18 protein-coding genes are annotated in these 26,405 nt (G+C 46.1%); 17 read left to right on the forward strand and 1 reads right to left on the reverse strand.

The features are described 5' to 3' along the window. Positions 1–16: 16 nt before the first annotated feature. Positions 17–733 (reverse strand): Crp/Fnr family transcriptional regulator, encoded by a 717-nt coding sequence (locus BLS69_RS03835; protein ID WP_076333276.1) that lies wholly within the window; start codon positions 731–733, stop codon positions 17–19. A 430-nt stretch (positions 734–1,163) separates the two neighbouring features. Here BLS69_RS03835 and adhE point away from each other — a divergent pair, with 430 nt between their 5' ends. The 17 genes from adhE to BLS69_RS03920 all read left to right on the forward strand — a co-directional run bounded on the left by adhE (position 1,164) and on the right by BLS69_RS03920 (position 26,361). After that, entirely contained in the window at positions 1,164–3,776 is a 2,613-nt protein-coding gene (gene adhE, locus BLS69_RS03840) for a bifunctional acetaldehyde-CoA/alcohol dehydrogenase (RefSeq protein WP_091028769.1), read from the forward strand. Positions 3,777–4,716: 940 nt separating this feature from the next. Continuing rightward, positions 4,717–6,975 carry a formate C-acetyltransferase gene (gene pflB, locus BLS69_RS03845; RefSeq protein WP_091028772.1) on the forward strand — a complete coding sequence of 753 codons (2,259 nt, stop codon included), beginning with the start codon at positions 4,717–4,719 and terminating at the stop codon, positions 6,973–6,975. An 89-nt stretch (positions 6,976–7,064) separates the two neighbouring features. Beyond that, positions 7,065–7,817: a pyruvate formate-lyase-activating protein gene (gene pflA / locus BLS69_RS03850; RefSeq protein ID WP_091028774.1), complete on the forward strand. Its 753-nt coding sequence runs from the start codon at positions 7,065–7,067 to the stop codon at positions 7,815–7,817. Positions 7,818–8,040: 223 nt separating this feature from the next. After that, the gene (locus BLS69_RS03855; RefSeq protein ID WP_091028776.1) at positions 8,041–9,408 is read left to right on the forward strand and encodes an ABC transporter substrate-binding protein; all 1,368 of its coding nucleotides are present in this window, start codon (positions 8,041–8,043) and stop codon (positions 9,406–9,408) included. A 51-nt stretch (positions 9,409–9,459) separates the two neighbouring features. Beyond that, entirely contained in the window at positions 9,460–10,344 is an 885-nt protein-coding gene (locus BLS69_RS03860; RefSeq protein WP_036614432.1) for a carbohydrate ABC transporter permease, read from the forward strand. After that, positions 10,344–11,174 carry a carbohydrate ABC transporter permease gene (locus tag BLS69_RS03865; RefSeq protein WP_091028779.1) on the forward strand — a complete coding sequence of 277 codons (831 nt, stop codon included), beginning with the start codon at positions 10,344–10,346 and terminating at the stop codon, positions 11,172–11,174. Before BLS69_RS03860 ends, BLS69_RS03865 begins: the two co-directional genes overlap by 1 nt. A gap of 32 nt (positions 11,175–11,206) precedes the next feature. Then, positions 11,207–13,042 carry a cache domain-containing sensor histidine kinase gene (locus BLS69_RS03870; RefSeq protein WP_091028780.1) on the forward strand — a complete coding sequence of 612 codons (1,836 nt, stop codon included), beginning with the start codon at positions 11,207–11,209 and terminating at the stop codon, positions 13,040–13,042. Then, positions 13,039–14,670: a response regulator transcription factor gene (locus BLS69_RS03875; RefSeq protein ID WP_091028784.1), complete on the forward strand. Its 1,632-nt coding sequence runs from the start codon at positions 13,039–13,041 to the stop codon at positions 14,668–14,670. Before BLS69_RS03870 ends, BLS69_RS03875 begins: the two co-directional genes overlap by 4 nt. 28 nt (positions 14,671–14,698) lie before the next feature. Continuing rightward, complete coding sequence (nagZ, locus tag BLS69_RS03880) at positions 14,699–16,345, forward strand: beta-N-acetylhexosaminidase (RefSeq protein ID WP_091028786.1); 1,647 nt, start codon at positions 14,699–14,701, stop codon at positions 16,343–16,345. Positions 16,346–16,620: 275 nt separating this feature from the next. After that, entirely contained in the window at positions 16,621–18,867 is a 2,247-nt protein-coding gene (locus BLS69_RS03885) for a stalk domain-containing protein (protein WP_091028789.1), read from the forward strand. A gap of 338 nt (positions 18,868–19,205) precedes the next feature. Beyond that, positions 19,206–19,670, forward strand: coding sequence for a Fur family transcriptional regulator (locus BLS69_RS03890; RefSeq protein WP_074095707.1), 465 nt, complete (start codon positions 19,206–19,208; stop codon positions 19,668–19,670). A gap of 2 nt (positions 19,671–19,672) precedes the next feature. Beyond that, positions 19,673–19,924 (forward strand): membrane protein insertion efficiency factor YidD, encoded by a 252-nt coding sequence (gene yidD, locus BLS69_RS03895; protein WP_017687565.1) that lies wholly within the window; start codon positions 19,673–19,675, stop codon positions 19,922–19,924. 598 nt (positions 19,925–20,522) lie between these two features. Further along, the gene (gene metG / locus BLS69_RS03900) at positions 20,523–22,583 is read left to right on the forward strand and encodes a methionine--tRNA ligase (protein ID WP_091028792.1); all 2,061 of its coding nucleotides are present in this window, start codon (positions 20,523–20,525) and stop codon (positions 22,581–22,583) included. Positions 22,584–22,825: 242 nt separating this feature from the next. After that, entirely contained in the window at positions 22,826–23,884 is a 1,059-nt protein-coding gene (locus tag BLS69_RS03905; protein WP_091028794.1) for a metal ABC transporter solute-binding protein, Zn/Mn family, read from the forward strand. A gap of 99 nt (positions 23,885–23,983) precedes the next feature. Beyond that, positions 23,984–24,742 carry a metal ABC transporter ATP-binding protein gene (locus tag BLS69_RS03910; RefSeq protein ID WP_091018152.1) on the forward strand — a complete coding sequence of 253 codons (759 nt, stop codon included), beginning with the start codon at positions 23,984–23,986 and terminating at the stop codon, positions 24,740–24,742. A gap of 52 nt (positions 24,743–24,794) precedes the next feature. Continuing rightward, positions 24,795–25,598 (forward strand): metal ABC transporter permease, encoded by an 804-nt coding sequence (locus BLS69_RS03915; RefSeq protein ID WP_047843633.1) that lies wholly within the window; start codon positions 24,795–24,797, stop codon positions 25,596–25,598. A gap of 49 nt (positions 25,599–25,647) precedes the next feature. Continuing rightward, positions 25,648–26,361, forward strand: coding sequence for a cytochrome c biogenesis CcdA family protein (locus BLS69_RS03920; RefSeq protein WP_036614418.1), 714 nt, complete (start codon positions 25,648–25,650; stop codon positions 26,359–26,361). Positions 26,362–26,405: the final 44 nt, after the last annotated feature.

The following is a 26,405-nucleotide window of genomic DNA, read 5'->3' on the forward strand; positions in this document are numbered from 1 at the left end:
TTAACATATTCAAATATTAAATACGACAGATCTCGTTCGGGCAAAGTTCACAGTGACAGATCCCTTGCAGCATCTTCAGATCTTTGATGACAATCATGCCATTGTCATATTCAATCGCATCTTTCTTGCGCAGATCGCTTAACATGCGGTTTACACTTTCACGAGTGGCTCCAATCATATTGGACAGGTCCGTGTGGGTGATTTTTTTGTGAATAATGACATGCTCCCCATGAGGCTCACCATACGAATTCGACAACCGAATGAGGGTGGAGCAGAGTGCACCCGGTTTGCCATATAACATGAGGTCCCGGAATTTGGTCTGTGTCAACCGGTGGTGGATGCCCATCCATTTCATAAAGTCGATCGCAAAGTCACAATGCTGGCAGATTAACATCTCCAAGTCTTTATGCTCCAGTACACCAATCTCACTATCCTCCAGAACTTCCGCTGAGAAGCTGTGTTTAGAGCCAAAGAAGGGATCAGCCTGGCCAATCATATCACCGGATTGATACATGTACATGATCAGTTCCTTGCCTTCATCCGTGGATTTGGTGATCTGGGCACGACCCCGTTTCATATAATAAAGTTTGTCAGAGATGTCGCCTTCCCAGTACAGATGTGTACCTTCCGGATAAGTTCTATCTTTCATGGTAACCAGCAGATGGTTGAAATTTGCTTCCGAGAAACAGTTGGTATTACCGCGCTTTTCCAGTACAGTTGTTAGTTCTCTCATAAGTCTATCTCCCCTTTATGTCCATCGGACGACCTTCTGTAGTAAGCAGTAGCCTCCGAGGTTCGCCGCAAACCGTTGCCGTCCTGATCAGGGTCATCTCGGCCGGGAGGAAGGACGGTACAAATTGCGGTGGTTCAATTTTTAAGTTCAGTATATACCTAATCTTACCGTTTGAGGGGGAAGGAAAGGGGGCAAAAATGACGAAATTTCAAACATTGTGATAAAATTCACTTTTAATGGAGAGGATGAATTTTATAGCCCTATATTTTAAATAGAAAGTGAAAATGGTCGTATGAAGGACACTACAAAACTTAAATTAAATTTGTTATACTTTGTGAAAAAAATCACATAATTAAGTTTATTGTCATGTTACGATGTGAATGTAAACGAGAGAGACAAACTAATACGAACCTTTAGGAGGATGAGGGAGATGGCTGTAAAGAACGAAGTCGCCCCAGCAAAAGAACCGACAGCAGGTCAGTATATTCAAACGTTAATTGACAAAGCGAATAAAGCACACGCCGCATTCATGAAGATGGACCAGAAGCAGATTGACCGGATTGTGCAAGCGATGGCGCTTGCGGGTCTGGATAAACACATGATGCTCGCCAAGATGGCCGTAGAAGAAACAGGCCGCGGAGTATATGAGGATAAAATCACCAAAAATATATTTGCAACAGAATATGTGTACCACAGCATTAAGTATGACAAAACCGTAGGTGTGATTGAAGATAACGAATATGAGAGCTTCCAGAAAATTGCGGAGCCGGTTGGTATTATTATGGGGATTACCCCGGTTACGAATCCAACATCAACAACGATGTTTAAAGCACTGATCTCCATCAAGACGCGTAACCCAATCATCTTTGGTTTCCACCCATCTGCACAGAATTGTAGCCGGGAAGCTGCTAAAATCCTGTTGGAAGCGGCTGTGAAACATGGTGCACCAGCGGATTGTATTCAGTGGATTGATGATCCTTCTATGGATCGTACAAACGAACTGATGAATCACAATGATGTGGCTCTCATTCTGGCAACAGGCGGATCAGGCATGGTACGTGCAGCGTACAGCTGTGGTAAACCTGCACTGGGTGTAGGACCGGGTAACGTACCTTGCTTTATCGAGAAAAGCGCAGATATCAATCAGGCAGTGACGGATTTGATCCTGTCCAAATCTTTCGATAACGGCATGATCTGTGCTTCTGAACAAGCGGTCATCATTGAAGAACCTATCTTTGATCAAGTGAAGAAAAAAATGATAGCCAATGGCTGTTACTTTGTTAACAAAGATGAAGCAGCAAAATTGACAGCAGGTGCGATTAATGCCGAGAAATGTGCGGTGAACCCGGCGATTGTTGGTCAATCTGCGGTAAGCATTGCGAAATTGTGCGGTATTGAAGTTCCAACAGGCACCAAAATTCTCGTGGCCGAGATTGAAGGGGTAGGTACAAAATTCCCATTGTCGGCTGAGAAATTAAGTCCGGTACTGGCTTGTTACAAAGTTAAAACGGCAGCAGAGGGTATTGAGCGTGCAGCAGAAGTGGTTGCTTTTGGCGGCATGGGTCACTCCTCGGTTATCCACTCCACAAATGAAGAAGTGATCGGCAAATTTGCAGATCGTCTGCAAACCGGACGGATTATTGTGAACTCGCCATCCACACACGGTGCCATCGGGGATATCTACAACACAAACATGCCGTCATTGACACTGGGATGCGGATCATACGGACGTAACTCGACTTCTTCCAACGTAACCGCTGTGAACTTAATCAATGTGAAAAGGGTGGCTCGCCGTACCGTGAATATGCAATGGTTCAAAGTGCCAAACAAAGTCTACTTCGAAAAAGGGGCAACGCAGTATCTTGCCAAAATGCCTGACATCACACGTGTAGCGATTATTACGGATGCCATGATGGTGAAACTTGGATATGTTGAAAAGGTAGAACACTATCTGCGTCAACGCCAAATGCCAGTAGCGATCGAAGTATTCTCCGATGTTGAGCCAGATCCATCGACAACAACGGTAGACCGCGGTACAGAAATGATGCGCCGCTTCCAGCCAGACTGCATTATCGCACTTGGCGGTGGATCACCGATGGATGCTGCCAAAGCCATGTGGTTGTTCTATGAATATCCGGATACGGACTTCAACGATCTGAAACAAAAATTCATGGATATCCGCAAACGGATCTACAAATATCCACGTCTCGGCGTAAAAGCGAAATTTGTAGCGATCCCAACAACATCCGGTACAGGTTCTGAAGTGACATCGTTCGCGGTTATCACAGATAAAAATCAAGGTAACACCAAATATCCATTGGCCGACTATGAGCTGACACCAGACGTAGCCATTGTTGATCCAGAGTTTGTATACTCCCTGCCTAGAACAGCCGTTGCAGATACAGGTATGGATGTACTGACGCATGCGATTGAAGCATATGTGTCTGTCATGGCAAATGATTACACGGATGGACTTGCGATCAAAGCCATTCAACTGGTGTTCCAATACCTGGAGCAATCGGCACTGCAAGGAGATAAACTGGCACGTGAGAAAATGCATAATGCTTCCACTATTGCTGGTATGGCATTTGCCAACGCATTCCTGGGCATTAACCACAGCTTGGCGCACAAATGGGGCGGTCAGTACCATACCGCACACGGACGCACCAATGCCATTCTGATGCCACACGTCATTCGTTACAACGCGAAAAAACCGACCAAATTTGCATCGTTCCCGAAATATTCGCACTTTGTAGCGGATGAGCGGTATGCCGAAATCGCCCGCATCTTGGGATTGCCTGCTCGTACAACAGAAGAAGGCGTAACCAGTCTTATCAATGCGATTCGCAAACTGAACAAAACATTGGGCATTGAAGAATCGTTCCAGGAAATCGGATTTGATGCCAAAGACTTTGAAGCACATGTGGATTATCTGGCAGACCGTGCCTTCGAAGACCAATGTACAACCGCCAATCCGAAGTTGCCGCTGGTAACTGAACTGGCTGATGTGTACCGCAACGCTTTCTACGGAAAGTTTGAATAACAAATTCAGAACGAAGTGTGCCTTACGGCAAGAAGATCAGGGTTCCCCGAGAGGGGAGCCCCGATTGCCGTCTTTCACACAATAACGAGAGGGCAGAAAAACAGAAGAGCGAAGCATCTGTTTTTCAGGATTTATTCTAAGATTTGATTTGCTCCGAGCATAGAGGAGCAAAGGTTCTTAAAGAGGTTACACGGAATCCGTGATGTGGCCGTTTGAGCCAGATGTTCACACAATAACGGAGGGCAGAAAAACAGAAGAGTGAAGCACCTGTTTTTCAGGATTTATTCTAAGATTTGATTTGCTCCGAGCATAGAGGAGCAAAGGGTTCTTAAAGAGGTGGCACGAAATCCGTGATCTGGCTGTTTGAACCAGATGTTCACACAAGAACGAAGAGGGCAGAAAAACAGAAGAGCGAAGCACCTGTTTTTCAGGATTTATTCTAAGATTTGATTTGCTCCAAGCATAGAGGAGCAAAGGGTTCAAAAGAGGTGGCACGGAATCCGTGATGTGGCCGTTTGAGCCAGATGTTCACACAATAACGGAGAGGGCAGAAAAAACTGAAGAAGCGGAGCGTTCGCCTTTATCCCCGGAATTTCCCCTTTGAAAAATAAAATTGAAAAAATCCGGGGATAACAGCGATCGGAAGTTGTTCTGCCCGCGCAGTGGCTAAGTGTGAATTTACCGGGTTCAATGGGACACAACGCAGGTGGAGTGAGTTAGTTCACTGACTTTGTGACAAAAATCACAGATGATGAAAGCCCCAAGACGTATACTGAAAATGTAAGAAAAACATTCATCCCGCGGTTCCGGTTCCCAAGTAGAGAGAACATGTTCCGGTTTATGTGAAACAATTCACATTAATCGCGGCTCTGGGCACACAATGCTACGAATGAAGCAAGATGTTATGTGTCCAGAAATCCAAATTAGTGGAGGGATTAAGATGTCGGTGATTGAAAAAGATGTCAAACAACAAACAGGCTGGAGAAACTTTACCAAAGGAACATGGACCAAATCCGTAGATGTGAATGATTTTCTGGCACACAACTTGTCTCCGTATTACGGTGACGAAGCATTTCTCGCAGGTGCAACCCAGAATACCAAAGAATTGTGGGAGATCGTATCTGATCTGACCAAAAAAGAACGGGATAACGGCGGTGTCCTTGACGTTGATGTGAACACACCAGCGACTATTGTTTCTCACCAACCCGGTTATCTGGATCAATCCAAAGAGCAGATCGTCGGCGTTCAGACCGATGCTCCGTTCAAACGTTCCATTCAACCAACAGGCGGAATCCGGATGATGATTGATGCATGTGAAGCATACGGCTTCGAATTGCCTCAAGGTGTCATTGATATATTTACGAACATTCGCAAAACACATAACCAAGGTGTATTCGATGCTTATACATCCGACATGCGTGCAGCGCGTAAAGCAGGAATTATTACAGGTCTGCCAGATGCTTACGGCCGTGGCCGGATCATCGGTGACTATCGTCGTGTAGCTTTGTACGGGGTAGACTTCCTAATTCGTAACAAAAAAAGTGAATTGAATGCACTCGAAGTTGATGTCATTGATGAAGATGTCATTCGTTTGCGGGAAGAGTTGTCTGAACAGATTCGTGCATTGCAAGAATTGAAGCAATTGGGCGATATGCACGGGTTCGATATTTCCTTGCCAGCGACAACAGCAAAAGAAGCGTTCCAATGGTTGTACTTCGGTTATCTCGCTGCGATCAAAGAACAGAACGGTGCTGCGATGTCACTCGGACGTGTATCTTCTTTCCTGGATATCTACATTGAGCGTGACCTGCAAGAAGGCATTCTGTCCGAAGAACAGGCTCAGGAATTGGTTGACCATTTTGTAATGAAACTGCGGATTGTCAAATTCCTGCGTACACCGGATTACAACGAACTGTTCAGTGGAGATCCAACATGGGTGACTGAGTCCATTGGCGGTATGTCTGTGAATGGTGAAACACGTGTAACCAAAAACAGCTTCCGTTTCCTGCATACACTGCACAACTTGGGTCCTGCACCAGAACCGAACTTGACTGTACTATGGTCCACGAAACTTCCAGAAGCTTTCAAAGATTATTGCAGTAAAGTATCCATTGAAACCAGCTCAATTCAGTATGAAAATGATGATCTGATGCGTCCAATCTACGGTGACGATTACGGTATTGCATGCTGTGTGTCGGCTATGAAGATCGGGAAACAAATGCAATTCTTCGGCGCTCGTGCCAACTTGGCAAAAGCTCTCCTGTATGCGATCAACGGTGGTCGTGACGAGAAATCCGGAGCACAAGTTGGACCTGAGTATCCTGCCATTACTAGCGAAGTGCTGGATTACAATGAGGTTATGAAACGCTTCAAACCAATGATGGAGTGGCTGGCGAAGCTGTATATGAACACCCTCAACGTCATTCACTACATGCACGATAAATACAGTTATGAGCGTATCGAAATGGCATTACATGACCGTGACATTGTACGTACGATGGCTTGTGGTATCGCCGGTCTCTCGGTTACAGCAGATTCACTGAGTGCAATCAAATATGCCAAAGTAAAACCAATTCGTAACGAACAAGGCATCGCAGTTGATTTCGAAATCGAAGGAGACTTCCCTTGTTACGGTAACAATGAAGACAGCGTAGACAGCATTGCTGTTGAACTGGTTGAGAACTTCATGGGCATGATTCGCAAGCACAAAGCTTACCGTAACGCAGTGCCAACACAATCCGTTCTGACGATCACATCCAACGTAGTATACGGTAAGAAAACAGGGACTACACCGGATGGTCGTAAAGCAGGTGAACCATTTGCTCCAGGTGCGAACCCAATGCATGGTCGTGACAAAAAAGGTGCACTGGCATCCCTTGGATCTGTAGCCAAATTGCCTTATGAACACAGTCTTGACGGTATTTCCAATACCTTCTCCATCGTGCCAAAAGCATTGGGTAAAGAGGAGACTACACGTAAATCCAATCTGACTGCGATGATGGATGGGTACTTCGGTCAAAACGCTCATCACCTGAACGTTAACGTATTTGATCGTCAGCAATTGATTGATGCGATGGATCACCCGGAAAACTATCCGCAACTGACTGTACGGGTATCCGGATATGCGGTTAACTTCATTAAACTGACTCGTGAACAACAGTTGGATGTCATCAACCGTACGTTCCATGGCTCCATGTAAGTAATTTGCAAGTAGAAGACCGTTAGAGCAAGGCATTCCAAATCATATTAAACGCACAGCGGATGCGGATACAGAAAGGAAGAGGCAGCATGGTTAAAGGACATATTCATTCACTCGAAACTTTCGGGACGGTTGACGGCCCAGGCATCCGCTTTGTGCTTTTTATGCAAGGATGTCTACTCAAATGTCAGTATTGCCACAACCCTGATACATGGGCGCTGGATGGTGGAAAAGAAATGACACTTGAGGAGGTACTGGCTGAAATTGAGCCTTATCTATCCTACTACCGCAGCTCTGGAGGCGGACTCACGATATCTGGCGGAGAACCAACGTTACAGGCCCACTTTGTAGGGGAAATCTTCAAAGAAGTGAAGCGCCGCTGGGGATTGCATACGACACTGGACAGCAACGGATTTAACGAACCGGAACGGATTCACGATCTGTTGGATCACACAGACCTGGTTCTGCTGGACCTCAAACATATTGATGATGAGAAACACATCAAGTTGACAGGCAAATCCAACGAGAGAACGTTGAAAACGGCCAAGTGGTTATCGGAGCAGGGCCGGAAAATGTGGATACGCCACGTGTATGTGCCTGGCATTCATAACGAGGAAGAGGATCTGCTTAACCTCGGACGGTTTATTGGGACATTAAATGGCGTCGAGAAGTTCGAAATTCTTCCATACCATCAGATGGGGATTTACAAATGGGAAGCGCTCGGTAAAGTATATCCACTGGATGGTGTTCCTTCACCAAGTGAAGAAGAAGTGGAGCGGGCGTATCGCCTGATCGAACAAGGTCGCCAGGAAACGGCTGGTGTGGCTTGTTCAGGTAAGTAATCTAACCTTTATATATAGTAAAAACAATCAATCAAGCAGTCCTTGCGAACATGTTTCGCAGGGGCTGTTTTTTTGCTGATATCCATTGTAAATGCAAGATTATGGGTCCAGTGAAGGATTTTATCCCTCCATTGATGAATTGTCATCCTTACGATGTAAGCTCCGGCTTTTTATAATCAGAGTGTAAAGCCAAATGCTCAATATCTTGAGGAGGGTCAACCAGATGAAAAAAGGAATGACATTACTGCTTTCATTATTGCTTATCACTTCATGGACTTTGGCGGGATGTGCAAGCTCAAGTAACGAGCCACAGCAGGGCGCAGGCAATACACCTGTGGAGGAGACAAGTAAGGAACCGGTTGAGATGCTTCTCCGTCACACGCAGGTGGGAGCCGACAAACAGAAAAGACTGGCCATTCTGCAGGATGTTGTGGACAAAGTTGAGGGTGAGATACCCAATCTGACCTTTACGCTGGATGGTGTCGAATCCGATGTGAATCGCAAGGAGAAGCTTCGCGGGGAGATGGCGGCAGGTAACCCGCCGGATATATTTGAACTGTTCGGTAGCCCGGATTCCAAAGTTTATGCCAAGGAAGGTATGCTGCTTGATCTGACTCCGATCTTGCAAGAGCTGGGCATTCAGGACCAGTTTACATCGCTTGAACCGTTTACGTATGAAGGCAAAGTATATGGACTGCCGATTGGCGGTTCGGGCGAAGGTTTTTTCTATAATAAAGAGTACTTCGAACAAAAAGGATGGAAAGCTCCAACCACCATGGCTGAACTGGACAATATACTGGCCGAGATCAAGGCCGATGGCAAAGTGCCGCTTGCTTCAGCATCCAAGGCGGGCTGGGTACCGCTTATGTTAACCAACCACCTGTGGTCCCGGTATGCCGGACCAGAGATTACCGCAAAGTTTGCAACAGGTGAAGCGAAGTGGACCGATCCGGGTGTTGTGCAAGGTTTTGCCAAACATAAGGAATGGGTGGATAAGGGTTATTTCAAAAAAGGTGAGCTGGGCTTCGAGTATGCCGAATATACCACGCAATTTACGAGCGGAGAAGCGGTGTTGATGTATGACGGAACGTGGAAATCATCTGTATTCAAAGAAGGCCAGAGTGGTGAATCGCTCATTGGCAAGGTTGGATTCTTCAATATGCCTCCGGTAGAGAACGGAGCAGGTGATCAGACGTCTTTGATGCGTGATGTGAACAATGGATACGGATTCTCGGCAGCAGTGGCGGATGACCCGCAGAAGCTGGAAGCAGTGAAAGCTTTTATCAAAAATTTCTACAATGAAGATATGCAGGTCCGTGGTCTTGTGGAAGACGGTGTGTTGCCTGCGATGAAGCTGGACGAGAAAGTGCTGACCGACAGCATTACCGATGATCTGATGAAAGAAATTGTGGCTGTGCTTAATGCGTCCAAGACGTCGTTCCCGGCATTTGATGCACTCGTTCAGGCCGATGTGACGACAGAGATCAGCAATCTGCAAATCCAGAAGTTGATTGGTGGGCAGACGACGCCAGAGAAAATGGCAGAAGAGCTGCAAAAGGTGCAGGAGGAAGCAAACGCTTCCGTAGAATAAATCAATCCAAGTTGAAACTGCGATCGTTGAAGTGACTGAAGGAGGCTGACCATGAATACTTCACTCCGCAGCCCGTTAATCTATACGCTGTTTGTAATGCCAGCCCTAATTCTGTTTGTGATGTTCTTCTTATATCCTATTGGCAGCTCCCTGTATTACAGTCTGACGAGTTGGAATGGGGTATCGGCTGAGCCACGTTTTGTGGGTTTATCCAATTATGTGAAGGCACTGACCGATGAACGCTTTTGGATTTCCACACGGAATAACGGCTTTTTCATCGGATTCTCGGTACTGATTCAGGTACCCCTGATCGTCCTGTTTTCACTTCTTATTGCCAATGTGAAAAGGCTGAAGGGTCTGTATAAAACAGCTGTTTTTTTACCATCGATCATGTCGACAGCCGTTATCGGTATCTTGTGGGGGTTCATCTATGAACCCAATATCGGACTATTAAACAAAATACTTCATGTGCTGGGCATCGATCCAATCTACTGGTTATCGGATAACCGATTTGCCATGTTGTCCATTTTGGTGACCAATGCCTGGCAGTGGACGGGATTTTACATTGTCATGGTGCTGGCTGCCATACTGGCGATTCCCCGTGATCTGGATGAAGCGGCTGCAATTGATGGGGCAACAGCGGTACAACGTGCAATGCGAATTACGTTGCCGCTGATCCGGCCGATCATTTCAGTGGTGATCATGTTGTCCATTGCAGGTGCCATGAAAGCAGCCGACATCGTGATTGTCATGACCAAAGGTGGGCCCGCTGGGTCCACCGAGGTTCTGGCCACATATATGATCAAATACGCGATTACCAACTTCAAATATGGCTATGGCAATACCATTGCAGTGCTGATCTTTGCTCTGACGCTTGTGCTCACTGCGGTGTATCAACTGCTGGTAGCGAGGCGGAGCGAGAAGGTGGAATATTGATGGCAAAAAGCTTAAAAAGCAGTATACCTCATGTGTTGTTAATATTGTATTTAATCGCGATTTTGTTTCCCTTTTTATTTGTAATCTTCTCTTCATTTAAGCAGGATAACAATGAAATCGCCTTGAATCCATTCGGTCTGCCTACAACATGGGAGTTTAACAATTACGTGGAGGCTTGGGTGAATGCAAAGATTGGGACATATTTCTGGAATAGCCTATACATTTCGGTTTTATCGTCGGCGTGTACGATTGTGCTCGGTGCCATGTTTGCTTTTGCCGTAACCCGGATGAGACACCGGAGATGGAGCCTGTTTCTGTACAGCTTAATTCTGGCGGGTATGCTTATTCCCAACAATGCACTTATGCTGCCGATCTATCTGCTTGTTCGCAAAATGGGCATATTGGATACCCATCTGGCATTGATTGTGCCCTATGTGGCCAATGCGATCCCCTTTACCATTATTATACTGGCGGCTTTTATGCGTTCTCTGCCTGGAGAAATTGAGGAAGCGGCGGTCATGGACGGCTTGAGGGCCCCGGGTATCTTTGCTAAAATAGTGATACCTCTTACGGTTCCCGCTATTGTTACCGTTTTTATCGTTAATTTCCTCGGCAACTGGAACGAATTTTTACTCGCCAACTATTTCTTATCCACCGATAAATTGCGTACGCTGCCAGTGGGCATGGTCCAGTTTCGGGATCAATATCAGATGAACTATGCCCAGATGTCGGCAGGTATTGTATACAGCGTTGTACCTGTACTTGTGATCTACGCTATACTCCAGGAGAAAATTATAGAAGGAGTAACTGCGGGTGGTGTCAAAGGTTAATACCATGAACCAGTTGATAGGGAGAACGGGATATGAACTTGCGAATGAAGCTGGCCTTGGCATTTCTGCTGCTGATTATTGTACCGATGTGTGCGCTAGGCATTGGCATGTTTCTGGTCACATCACATACGATTGAGAAAAAATACAATCAACAGGCCGAATATGCGCTTCAGGCCATCAGTTATAATATCGAGAATGTATTTCAGCAGATTAACAATGTGACCGACAACGGTATAGCCACATCGGTTTTCCAAATGGCGTTGAACGCCAAAGATCCGACCAAGCAGGATCTGGGAACCGGTAATCAGTTATCCCTGAATGCCAGCCAGCGCAATTTCCGTTCTCTTCTATATAATTATCCGTTCATCAGTTATGCCTTTTTATATGATTTGCGTTCGTCTGAGAATAACCAGATTGTCTCCATTTTCACTAAAGAAAATTTTCAAGCCCTTCCTTTTCAGCAATTCAAAGTACATCCCTTATTCAACGAAATTCAGCAACTTAATGGCGTGCCCAAATGGCTCGCACCTCTGGAATATCCCGAATTAACCGGGATAGAACCTGTCTTCACCCAGATCAGACTGGTCAAAGAACTCAGTTATTTTCAAAATATCGGGGTGCTTGTTGTTCAGATCAAAAAAGGAGAGATCGACAGGATCTTCCGTCACCTGCAGATCAGCGATTCGGCACAGGATACATCTTTCCTGTTAATTAATGAAGAAGGGCTGATCGTCTATGATCCTGCTGGTATTTATAACGGTGAAAACATGCAAAATCTTGGTGCTGAATCCGGCAGTTACGGTCCTGGCTTTAGCAGTGTCAGAACGGTCTTTGACGGCAAGGAGAGCATCATTTCGCAATATCATCTGAAGAACTATAACTGGAGCCTCGTCAGTGTGACTTCATGGGAAGCCTTATCTGCGGAAACAAATGCCTTTGCCGGTTGGTCTGTCATCATTATTCTGTTATGCTTGCTCGCAGCGATGATCTTTAATCTTTTTTTCATGAATCGCATTACGGGTAACATTGCTGTACTTGTAAGGTTTATGCGTCGTGTGGATGATGGTGATTTTAATGCGAGGGTGGAAGGAAAAGGGTTCGATGAAATGCAGCTGCTTGCGCAAGGGTTCAATGAACTATTGGATCGTATCGGGGGATTATTCCGTCGTGTTCGGGCAGAGCAAGAGCAGAAGGCCCAAGCGGAACTACGTGTACTACAGGCCCAGATCAAACCTCATTTTCTGTTTAACACATTGGAATCCATTAATGGATTAGCGCTGCGTGGGGAGGGCCGCAAAGTAAGCGAGATGGTGACCAGACTTGGCAATATGCTTCGTATCAGCATTCAGGATCAGGAGGAGATTCCGCTGGGTGAGGAAATCAGGCATTTGCAGAGTTATCTGGAGATTCAACAGTACAGGTTCAGTGATTTGTTCACCTATGAGATTGACATTCCACCTCATTTATACAGCTCAATCCTGCTCAAGCTTACCCTCCAGCCTCTGGTGGAAAATAGCATTCAACATGGGTTTGAGGGGATCACCTATCCAGGTGTACTGCGGATAAGCGCATATGCGGAACGGGATCATCTGGTGTTATGTGTTGAGGATAATGGGATCGGTATTCCCCAGGAAATGCTCGCACGATTTGAGTATATGGCAGAAGATCCGCCGGAAGATATGCTCGCGGAAGGGGCGGAATCATTATCGGCCATAACGGAACGCAGGGGATTGGGATTACGAAGTGTGGCAGATCGAATTCGTATTCAATACGGTGCCGGGTATGGCATATTTATATGTTCAGCACCGGGGTATGGCACAGTTATTCGATGCATCATTCCATTATATGAGCAGGAGGAAGCCGGATGAATCTGACTGCAATGCTGGTTGACGATGAACTGCCGATTCTGGAGAATCTGAACTACATTTTACCCTGGGAAGAGATGGGGATTGAAATCACAGGTACAGCGAGAAGTGGTGTAGAAGCGCTGGGGAAAGTTACAGAAAGTCATCCAGACATTCTCTTGTGCGATATTCGGATGCCGTCTATGGATGGATTGGAACTAATTCGTTTGCTGCGAGAGCAGGGTGAAACGTGTGAAATTATTTTGCTGACCGGTTATCAGCAGTTTGAATATGCTCGAACCGCTATTAAATATAACGTACATGAATACATATGTAAGCCAATTGATTATTTGAATCTGGAACTTAAACTGCGTGAGCTTGCCGGGCAGATCCAGAAGAGACGTCTGGAAAACGAATCGCAACGTTATCGCAGCCAAGAGATGGAAAGCTGGATCAGACACAAACAGTTGATTGACCTGTTGCGAGGAGAAGCACCATTGAAGATTGCCTATCCTGCTTCTGTTCCTGAATTCATAACAACTGCTGCACCGTATACGTTGCTGCTGGTGGATGCAGTCGGTTATTTTCGCCATTCGATCGGTTGGTCCGAGCTTCAGCACCAACGATGGCATGAGACCGTAATTTCCAGACTTAGGGAAGTGGCAGAGAGAATTACGGGTGACTGTCAGATTCTTTCGACCCGCAAAGGGGAGTGGTGCATCCTGCTGGAGGCATCGGGTGAGTGGAAACGTCGCTCAGAGGAACTGGCCCATCAACTGTGTCTCGAATTAAATGTGATATTATCCTTGGATTCAGGTGTGAAGGTTAGGGTGGTTCAGGATGGTGTGCCTGTGAATCTGGAAAGTCAAATTCTGGAACGATACCGGCATTGTCAAAAAATACTGATGTCCCATTCGGAGAGTGAAGACAGGGTGCTGAAGGCAAGTTGTCCCGAAACCGCCTTATCGCATGATCATACGGCCTCCAAAGGGGCTAACTCATGGATTACAAGAGAAGATCTGGAGCTTGTTACTCGGTGGATTCGTCAAGGGAACAAGCAGGGGTTACGTGATGTATTGGATCGGCTTAAACAGCAAATGGGGAATTCAGGACAATCCTTCAGCAAGGTAGATGAAACCAATCTTCGGTTTATGCTTGTGCACATGCTTCGTGAACTGCGTGAAGTACAGGCCCTCGCTGAAGAGCACGAAGTGAATTTTTGGAATGCACTGCAAGGGGCCGTATCCATGAGGGAACTCCTTGAATTTGCAGAGGTTGTTACCCATGCCTATCAGGGCAAACAAACGCAGCCACGTCCTTCTGTATCGGAACTGATCCTGTCTGCATGTGAGTATATGGATGCACGGCTGCAACAGGACTTGGGAATAGATGAAGTCTCAGATTGGCTCGGAATCAGCCCGGGTTACTTTTGCCAGCTATTTAAAACCCAAATGGGTGTTACTTTTGTAGAATACATGACGCAGAAACGGATGGAAAGTGCTGCTTTATTGTTGAGTACAACCGAATGGAGCATTACAGCGATTGGGGAAGCCACAGGGTTCAAGGAGCGCCGTTACTTCTCCAAGGTGTTTCATAAACACTTCCACATGAAACCCTCGGAGTACAGGCAGAGTAAACGATTGGGTTCGTAGTGGCAAGGGAACCGGGAGGAGAGGTCAAATGAAACTCTTAAATGATCTGACATTGGAGCAAAAAGTAGGACAATTGTTGATGTGTGGATTTCACAGTCAGCACGCAGATGAACAGATTACTCGCTTAATCCGTGACTATCACGTCGGGGGCGTCATTTATTTCCGGCGCAATGTCGAAAGTGTAGATCAATTGACGCGGCTGTCCGCCGAACTGCAAGATATGGCTGCTGAAGCGGGGGCCCTACCACTCATGATTTCGGTGGACCAGGAAGGTGGCATGGTTGCACGGATTGACAAAGAGGGAATGACCCAAGTGCCGGGTAATATGGCGCTTGGTGCGACAGGCAATCCGGATTATACCCTAGAGTGTGCTCAAATTCTGGGTCGTGAGTTAAAAAGCATCGGTATTGATATGAACCTTGCGCCAGTGGTCGACGTGAATAACAACCCGCTTAACCCGGTTATCGGTGTGCGTTCGTATGGTGAACATGCTGAAAGTGTGGCCACTCATGGCGTAGCAGCCATCACCGGATATCAATCACAGGGCATAGCTGCTACTGCCAAACATTTTCCTGGACACGGAGATACCGCCGTAGATTCTCATCTTGGTATGGTTACAGTACCTCATGATCAAAACAGGCTGGAACAGATGGAGCTGCTACCGTTCCGCCGGGCGATTGAAGCCGGCGTTGATGTTATTATGACAGCTCATGTGATGTTCCCTTCGATTGAGCCCGAGCCCATTCCGGCAACGTTGTCACATAAGGTGTTAACGGGTCTGCTACGTGAGGAAATGGGTTTTGAAGGCATTATTATTACAGACTGTCTTGAAATGCATGCAATATCCAAGCCATATGGTGTAGCTGAAGCTGCGATTCGTGCTGTGGAGGCAGGAGCAGATCTGATACTGGTGAGTCATACGTTGCAAGATCAGGTTGCTGCGCTGGAAGCCATTGTGGAAGCAGTTCGAACGGGCCGGATCTTGGAAGAAGTTATTCATCAGGCGTTGGAACGCATTATGACATGGAAAAGAAATCGCTGCGGGCAGCAGAATAATCATCTTGTTTCGCTGAAAGCGAATGAAATGGTCGAAGCAACAGATGTTGAACCTGTTGATTGCACTGAATCTACTAAACCCAGTGATTCAAGTAAACGAAACGAATCGATGCTGTTCACGATTGCTTCAAGCAGTATTACGATTGTTCATAATGAAGGGCTGCTACCGTTGGACCCTGAGAAGGACGTGTATGTCATCTGGCCTGAGGTGGTACAACGGACAGAGGTGGATGAACCATGGTCTCATACAGAATCACTTGGTATGGCGCTTTCGCAGTTGCGAGGCAGAGTTCGTGAGCACAAAATTACTACTCAGCCCACTTATGATGAAGCAGATCGGATAGTGGCGGATGTGTCGGAGAGTGAACAAGTTATCGTATGTACGTACACATCGGCAGGTCATCTTCCGAAAGGGCAACAGTATTTGGTTGAAAAGCTTAGTAAGAATCATTCGCTGATTGTAATTGCTCTGCGCAATCCATATGATCTGCTGGAGATTTCGAGGCCGGGAAGTTATGTGTGTACGTATGAGAATACACCCGCAGTTGTTCGGGCCCTGTCCCATGTGTTAACAGGTGGACTGCAGCCAACTGGAAGTCTGCCTGTCCGTTTGCGCTAGGCCTATTCAATCCTTAAATCTCTCTGCGATATGGTGCTGATTGACCATCTCCTGGAGAGATTTTTTTGTTGGAATTTTCTATTGGTTAATTTTGGGATATGGATGCTAAAAAGATAATTGATAGATAACTATTTTCATAGTATTTTCCTTCTATTAAAAGTTTACAATTCTCCTCTTAACTTTTTAGCAACTTTTCCCGGTTCCAAGCGTCTAATAATATGACTTTTTGAGGGGGATATTTATAAAATGGGAGCAGAAGGAGCCAAAGACAAAGAATGAATTTGAAGAAGAAATTGTCCATACTTACCGCTTTTGCTGTGTTTCAGGCGTTTGCAGTGATTCCTGCCAATGCACAATCAGCAGATCAGAGCGATACTACATCAGTGAATACAGCCAAAGTTAAATCCGTGGAGGTTGTGAAGAAAGAACAAACCATCGCGGAATCCGAAGTGAAATCCGGAACAAACACTCCAACATCAAATAATGAAACAACTGAAGAAGAGAACCTTGAGACAGATGTTCCTACAGGAACAGACGCGACTCCTGTTGAGCCGGTAATTGAACCTACGGACGAAGAAGGTACAGCTGAGGAAACACCTGCACCAGTTGAAGTGGAGCAACCATCTACAGGCGGTTCATCTGTTGCTGGAGGCGGGGGTGGAGACCTCACTCTTTATATGAACAGTAATAAAATGATGCAAGATGGCAAAACGTATCTTGCTGGACAGCCGATGGCTGTTAAAAATGGTGTATCCTATGTAGCGATCCGTGCTCTCGTTGATCGGGTTGGCTATGATGTCAAATATGATAACACAACCAAAGAAACGATCATTATTAGTGGTGAAGATGAGCTGCGTTTCAAAACAAACAGCAAGATCTATACCGTTAATGGTGTGTCCCGAACGATGAAGGGCGCGGCTTATCAACAAAAAAATACGTTCATGGTGCCGTTGACTTCAATTACACAGGCTCTGGACATTACGTATAAAGTAAATCAATCTGCCAAAACGGTTGTATTGAATCTGAGTACCAAACCGGTGGCAAGCTTCACGGTACAAAAAGAGGTTTTTGCCGGAGACCAGGTAACCTACACAACCAGATCCAGCTCTCCCAAGGGACTCAGCATTGTAGATGAGCGTTGGACAGGTCGTCAGGATTCATTCGACCAACCAGGTGTATACACAGTAACCTATGCGGTCCAGGATTCAAGTGGTCAATGGAGTGATCCGTATTCGGTTACGATTAAGGTTGAAAGACCAAATCTGCCACCTGTCGCAATGTTTACGACAGATAAAGAAGAATACAAAATGGGTGAGAAAATCACTTATATTGATCAAAGCACAGATGATGAGAACGCAATTGTAAAAACAGAATGGGATAACAATGCACTTGCATTCTTTGTTCCAGGACCGAAGACCGTAACGATTACAGTTACCGATAAACATGGTGCTAGCGATAGCTATACCAAGATGATCAATATTACGGGAGAAACACTTTATAGTGTGACTGACTTCAATCAATTGTTCACACCAGTCGGTGAGAAGTTCACTTTTGACGGTGGTGGAGTACCGGCATTGGAGAAAGTTCCTTTCACCTATTATGACGAACCAAGTCTGCTGATCCGCAGTAACAGCCCGGAAACCGTGAATACAGAAGGCATTGTGTACAAGGAATCTTCCTTCGGACAGACACGCTTCATGATTCACCATGTGAACAACACGGGCAAAAACGTGAAAATGTATGTTGTAGCGACAAACAACAATGCATACACGGCGTCCATTGACCAGCAAAACATGGGTTTTGCAGGACCGTCTCCTTTTGCAACGGTAGCTGGAAAGTTGTCGATTGACCGTTGGTTCCAATCCATGCAGAATGGTACCGGACAAAAGAAAGTGTACATCCAGCCAGGAGAAAGCAAGTTGATTCTCAATGATCTGAGCGTTCTTCCGATGAAACAGGGACAAGTCATTTCCTTGTATTCGGATGTATTCAGTGACTATGAACTGGATTACAACATTATCATGATTGAAGAAAACAAGGACCCGATGGAAGTGTTGTCGAGCCTGCCGGTTCTGGATCGTGATGGTGTTCACAACCGCGGAACGTACCCGAATGCAACACGGATCATTACGTACGATCAAGAATTAGGATCGAAGCCTGCACGTCTTCCACTTGGAGACAATGCAAGTGATCCAAACCTTGTAGGAACGGACCCTATGGCTTACACGGAAGCGTCCAACGCAGGTAACTTCGGTGTATTGTACAAAATTACATTGAATAATGTTGCTCCGCGCACGTTGATTTCATTCAACCCTCGTGGAGGCAGATACTCTGGTGTGGCACTTGTGAATGGACAGGTCGTTCAGATTTCCACAGGTAAATCTGTAACTGCACCTAATGAGCAAAGCGTTATGTATCGCACAGGTTCGTACGGTGAGAGTGTAACCATTCTCTTCTCGGCGGCACCAGGAAGTAACTTGCCTGTTAACCTGCTGTTCACGCCGCTTCCGGCTGAAAAGTAATAACATGAACATGCACGGACGGTTTGGAGTGAAAGCTTATATCATATATACCCGTTCACCCCAAAAGTCGCCCGAACGATTGATCATCTGAACCGTCAGGAAGGGACTCCATCAAAATGTAATGTCATTAGCTCAAAGCTAGACTAATGGCAATGCATGTGCATGGAGTCCTTTTTATGTGATGTTGGAATGACCTAACCCGGTGTCTTCGTTGACTCTAATCGTAATTTGATGCATTATTAGAGGATACAAGAAAGCGAAAGTTTTCGCTTTTGCCGAATAAACTGTCGCTCTATGAATGATGCAAAATGCTCGTATGACAGGAGGTGCTTAAGATCATGCTGTCGACAGAACAGATTATTTCGACCATGTCCTCACAGGGGCTTCGCATTACCGATCAGCGGAAAACACTGGCCCGGTTATTTGCCGAGTCCCCCGGGTATCTTACACCCAAGGACGTCTATGAATATATGGGTAAGACTTACAGCGGACTGAGTTTTGACACAGTATATCGTAATTTGCGGGTGATGCAGGAACTAGGTGTACTGGAACAGGTCATCTTCGAAGATGGCGTTAAATTCAAAGCACACTGTAGTGAAGATCATCATCACCATCATATGATCTGTCTGAAGTGTCAGAAGACATATCCTATTATTTTTTGCCCGATGCAGCTTGCGGATGCACCTGAGCAATTTCAGGTTGTGGACCACAAGTTCGAGGTATTTGGATATTGTAAGGACTGTGCAGAGCATGCTCCGGCCAAAGCAGCGTCGGGACATCAACACGCTCATGGGAAGCACTGACCATGAAGTTATCGCGCAGAATTGCTCAGGCACCCATTCGGGTGTACCGCAACTATATCTCTCCATTAACACCGCCAACATGTCGGTTCTATCCGAGTTGTTCGGCTTACGCCATGGAGGCGATTGAAGTGCACGGTGCGCTCAAAGGTTCGTTGTTAACAGCGAAACGTATTGCCAAATGCCACCCGTTTCATCCAGGCGGTGTAGATCTGGTGCCACCAAAGGCGGAGAAATCCATGATGGTATCAGAGTAACGATGTAGCTTGAAGTATTCGGGTGGCCTGGAAGCAGGCCAGGATTGACTTGAGGATGCTGTCCACTTGACAAAGGGGTCCGCATTTCAGTATATTTTTCCTATATATGCACGTTCAAAAAGTCTGGTTTTCAGTACCGAGAAGATGGAATGAAGTTAGAAATGGAGTAGCGGAGCGTAGGAACCTACGTGAGCAACGGACATTTCGACTGAATTTCAACTTCGACGCTGATGATGCCGGTAGGCATGATTCGTAATCAAAAGTGGACTTTTTGAACAACTTCTATATGATTTCCAGTGAAGGGATAAGTACAGACACACCCCCAGTGCAGAGAGCCGGATGAGCTGAGAACCGGTCTGGGAGGAGGATGGAATATGGTCCCGGAGGAACCTCTTTCGAGCGTGCAGACAGTGATTTAAGAGCTGCTGTCGTAAGGCTGAGGCGTGATCCAGCGTTAATGGGCGGTCGAAGGACCGACAGAGCCTGTGTTTTGTGAAAAATACGGGGAATTTGGGTGGTAACACGTGAGAGCAACTCTCGTCCCATAGGGGCGGGAGTTTTTGTGTTCTTTTTTAGTTGTTTTGGACGAAGAGATCACATGAAGCAGGAACATTTGAAGGAGGAGAAGTCATTCATGGCTGACCAAAAAACATTTTATCTGACAACCCCGATTTATTATCCGAGTGACAAATTGCATATTGGGCATGCGTATACAACGGTGGCGGGAGATGCGATGGTTCGTTACAAGCGTTTACGCGGTTATGATGCTCATTATCTGACAGGAACCGATGAACATGGCCAGAAGATTGAGCGCAAGGCACAAGAGAAAGGACAGACACCGCAAGCTTTTATCGACGATATCGTTGTGGGGATCAAGGAACTGTGGAACAAGTTGGACATTTCCAATGACGACTTTATCCGTACAACCGAAGAGCGTCACAAAACCATTGTTCAGGATATCTTTGACCGTTTGCTGAAACAGGGAGATATCTACAAAGGTGAGTACGAAGGATGGTACAGCATTCCGGATGAGACGTATTACACAGAGACTCAACTGGTGGATGTAGAGAAGAATGAGAAGGGTGAGATTATCTCGGCCAAGAGCCCTGATAGCGGACACCCGGTTGAATTGGTCAAAGAAGAATCTTACTTCTTCCGTATGAGCAAATATGCAGATCGTTTGTTGAAATATTATGAAGAGAATCCAGGCTTTATTCAGCCGGAATCCCGTAAGAACGAGATGATCAACAACTTCATCAAGCCAGGTCTTGAAGATTTGGCCGTATCACGGACTACATTTGAATGGGGCGTCAAAGTGAAAGGCGATCCAAAACACGTAGTCTACGTGTGGATTGATGCGTTGTCCAACTATATTACAGCTTTGGGCTACGGTTCATCCGATGCATCCCTTTATAACAAGTTCTGGCCTGCGGATGTACATCTGGTTGGGAAAGAAATTGTTCGTTTCCATACGATCTACTGGCCAATTATGTTGATGGCATTGGATCTGCCTTTACCGAAGAAAGTGTTCGCACATGGCTGGTTGTTGATGAAGGACGGTAAAATGTCCAAATCAAAAGGTAATGTCGTTGATCCAGTGACTCTGATTGACCGTTACGGTCTCGATGCACTGCGTTATTACCTGCTGCGTGAAGTACCGTTTGGTTCCGATGGTACGTTTACACCGGAGAGCTTCGTAGAGCGTGTTAACTCCGACCTCGCGAACGATCTGGGTAACCTGTTGAACCGTACAGTTGCTATGGTAGACAAATATTTTGAAGGCAAAGCCCCGGCGTTTGCTTCGAATGTAACGGAATTTGATGCTTCGCTGGAAGAAGCAGGCCATGCTACAGTGGAAAAAGTGGAACAGGCGATGGAAAACCTGCAGTTTTCCGTAGCACTGACAGCAATCAGCCAGTTTGTCAGCCGCACCAACAAATATATTGATGAGACGCAGCCATGGGCGCTGGCTCGTGATGAAGCAAAACGCGATGAATTGGCATCCGTTATGGCTCACCTGATCGAAAGCTTGCGAATTGCTTCCATTCTGTTGCAACCGTTCCTGACGCGTGCTCCTCATAAAATCTGGGCACAGCTGGGCATTCAGGAAGGTGAACTTACGGCTTGGGATACAGCCAAGCAATGGGGTCTGGTTCCAGCTGGAAATGCCTTGCAAAAAGGGGATCCAATCTTCCCGCGTTTGGATTCCGAACAGGAAATTGCTTATATCTCTGAAGCAATGACAGGTGGACAAAAAGCAGCACAGCCTGAAACAAGTCAAGCAGATGCTGGAGCTTCAGCAGCTGTTGAACCGGTAACTGCACCTGAGGGTACCGAAGAGATCGGTATTGACGATTTTGCCAAAGTTGAACTGCGTGTCGCGCAAGTCATTTCCTGCGAACCTGTCAAAAAAGCGGATAAGTTGCTGAAATTGCAGCTGGATCTGGGTTATGAGCAGCGCCAGGTCGTATCTGGAATTGCGAAGTTCTATTCGCCAGAAGAGATGGTTGGACGCAAAGTCATCTGTGTGACCAACCTCAAACCGGTGAAACTTCGTGGTGAACTGTCCCAGGGTATGATCCTTGCAGCATCGCATGGCGACCAGCTTACACTGGCTACAGTACCAGACAACATGCCTAATGGTGCACAAGTAAAATAAGAATTGAGTTATGAAATTGATTCAAATACTGTCGTAACTATGACTCAAGGTGGCCCGATGTAATTCGGGCCCTTTTTTTGTTGATATAATTCGTATCTGACGGGAAGAGAACAAGCATATACTGTTATGAACTCCGTACTTCAGGAAAGAATGAATAGGACGGGATAGCTTGACAAGTAGGTTCAGGTTACCTATAATTCTTTCAGTAATGTTTACGATTAAGAGATGCGGAGTGAATCATAATGACATTTTATAAAGTGCAACATCAAGTTCAGGATAACCGGACAGGGAAGACGAGCAAAAGAGGCAACATAAAGCTACTGTGGACGGGGTTGCTTTTTCTCACTTTGCTGGTATTGTCAGCGTGTGGGCAGGATAGTTCCAATAGTGCGAAGATTGTGGAAGGCAAGGTAAACGTTGTGACGACATTTTATCCTGTATATGCTTTTACGACTGCAATCGGTGGTGAGGATGCCAATGTCATTAACCTGCTGCCAACGGGAGTAGAGCCACATGACTGGACTCCGAAGAGTCAGGATATCGTTAATACGTCCAAGGCACAGCTGTTTCTCTATAATGGAGCTGGACTGGAAGGATGGGTGCCGAATTTCCTGAAGTCGCTGAATAGTGATACACAGGTGAAGTCTGTTGCCGTCAGTGAAGGTGTTAAGCTGTTAACGGCTGAGGGTGATGATGGGCACGGTCACGGCGAAGAGCACGAAGACGAACATACAGATGAACATACAGATGAGGCTACCAGTGAAGATGTCGCTGATCATCATATTGATCCACATACGTGGGTTAGTCCGAAATCAGCCATGATCATGGCTGAAAACATCAAAAATAGCCTGGTCGAGGCAGATCCTGATCACAAAACAGGTTACGAACAACGTTATGAAGAACTTCGTACCAAGCTTGAGACGCTGGATCAGCGTTTCACAGATGAATTGGCTACCGTACCGAACAACGAAATTGTTGTCTCGCACCAAGCGTTTGGCTACCTTGCACGTGATTATGGATTAACCCAGCATGCCATTATGGGACTTTCCCCGGATGCTGAACCGACAGGACAGGATATTGTGAAGCTTGCGAAACTCGTTAAAGATGAAGGCATTAAATACATTTTCTTCGAAGAGCTGGTATCTGACAAATTGGCGAAAACATTGGCAAGTGAAGCAGGAGTAGAGACCATGGTCCTTAATCCGGTTGAGGGATTGACCAAGGAGCAGGCAACAAATGGGGATGATTATTTCACCCTGATGGAGAAAAATTTGCAAAATCTGCTGATCGCATTAAAATAAGATAGAATGAAGAATTCAGATCGAAGAGTCTTTACCGTTCACGGTGAAGGCTCTTAGGACGCTATGGGATTCTTATATATAATGAAGGGCGGCTTTGCCATGCAGCAAATCATGCCACTATGTCATGATCCAATTATAGAGATCGAGAAACTATCATTTTCCTACGGGGACCAGCGAGTGATTGAGAATCTCGATTTTATGGCCCAGGAACGGGACTTTGTCGGGATTATCGGTTCCAATGGGGCGGGTAAAACGACATTGCTGCGCATGCTGGTAGGACTTCTTCCTCCTGCGCAGGGAGATATCAAACTATTCGGACAGTCGATCCGCAGGTTCAAGGACTGGGACCGAATCGGGTATGTACCTCAAAAGAATGCATTTAACCCGTTGTTCCCCGCGACCGTTCGTGAAGTGGTCATGTCAGGCTTGTACAATAACAAAAACATGTTCCGTCGTATGTCTCGCAAATGTCAGCAACAGTGCACGGATGCGATGCAGGTCATGCGGATCGAGGATCTGGCGAACAAACGAATTGGTCAATTGTCCGGCGGACAGCAGCAGCGTGTATTTTTGGCACGGGCGCTTATCAATCACCCGGATCTGTTGATTCTGGATGAACCTACCGTAGGTATTGATGCTGAATCACAGGCCAGTTTCTTTGAACTGATTACCCATATGCATGAACATCACCGTATGACTTTTCTAATGGTGTCTCATGATATGGATCGGATGGAGAGTTATCTGGGTTCTGAAGCTGCGGTAACGAATGGCAAAATTAATTTTCATGTCCGTCATTCGCATGAGGTACAGGATTGTGCTGAGACCAATCTGCAACATACCACTGCACAGGTACGCTAGCCGTATTTATGGCCCATTAGATTAGAGTAAGGCCGAAGGAGTCGTGTTTGTTTTGGAAATATTAATGAGTGATTTTTTTCAGCGTGCCCTGGCGGGTGGGTTGTTAATTGGCATTACCGCTCCGTTAATCGGACTGTTCCTGGTCTTACGGCGGTTATCCATGATTGGAGACACCTTGTCTCATGTGACCATTGCCGGTGTTGCACTTGGATTCCTGATTGAAGTGTATCCCATTGCGGTGGGCTTGATATTTGCCGTGCTTGCTTCATTTGCGATAGAGAAATTGCGCAAAGCGTACAAGAGTTACGCCGAATTATCGATTGCCATTATCATGTCCGGTGGCGTGGCTCTTGCTTCCTTGTTCTTCACGCTGGGCAAAGGATATAATGCAGATGTCATGAGTTATCTGTTCGGCAGTATATATACATTAGACGCTACGGATCTGAAGCTGGTAGGTGTGGTTACGCTGATCGTGGTGATTGTAGTGGCATTGTTACATAAGGAATTTTTCCTGCTCAGCTTTGAGGAAGATGCGGCAGCGGTTACCGGGTTGCCTGTGAGAATTCTGAACATGTTAATCACTGTGATGACAGCACTTGTCATTAGCACGGCGATCAAGATTGTTGGTGCGCTTCTGGTGTCAGCGCTATTGACCATTCCGGTAGCGGTCAGCCTGTTGATGGCCCGGAGTTTCAAATCCGCCATTATTTTGTCCGTGATTATCGGCGAAATTGCCGTAGTCCTTGGACTGGTTGTAGCAGGCATCTGGAACCTCGCACCTGGAGCAACGATTGTATTATTGCTGATCATGATGCTGATTCTGACGATGATTGGAAAAAAAGGGTTCCGAGCCTGACGACTGAACGAGCAAGCACGTGAGCCCGGGGAAGGGAGACATCCGCTTCATGCCTGATGTTAATGTATGGATGGCTTTTGTAGCAGGTTTAGTCTCATTTATATCACCATGTTGTCTTCCGCTGTATCCATCATACCTCTCCTACATTACAGGTATGACGGTGCAACAATTGAAGGATGACCGCAATCAGCGCGAAGTCCGCTTTAAGACCATGACGCATACGCTGGCGTTTATTTTAGGCTTCTCGGCTGTATTTTATTCGCTTGGCCTTGGTGCTGGACTGTTTGGCCAATTTTTCAATGACAACCGAGAACTGATTCGGCAATTGTCTGCGATTTTGATTATGCTTATGGGGTTATTTTTGCTTGGGGTGTTCAAACCACAGTTTCTGATGAAGGAACGCAAGTTGGATATGAAATGGAAACCAGCAGGCTATCTGGGCTCTTTTATATTTGGCATCGGTTTCTCAGCAGGCTGGTCGCCGTGTATTGGCCCTATTCTAACAGCGATCATTGCTATGGCTGCAAGTGAGCCCACAACCTGGCTGGCGCTGATAACAGGTTATACGGCAGGGTTTGCAATCCCGTTCTTCATTTTGGCCTTTTTCATTGGTTCGACACGCTGGATCTTACGGTATTCCAATGTCATGATGAAAGTCGGAGGAGCATTAATGTTGTTCCTTGGGGTATTGCTTTTTACAGATCAGATGACGAAGATTACCATCTGGTTGCAGCAGATTACACCAGACTGGATGATTATTTAAACGGATGACCTGAATTTAAGTATTATTATGTATGGCATAGCAGG

This window comes from Paenibacillus sp. CF095, from assembly GCF_900101225.1.
Classification (GTDB): domain Bacteria; phylum Bacillota; class Bacilli; order Paenibacillales; family Paenibacillaceae; genus Paenibacillus.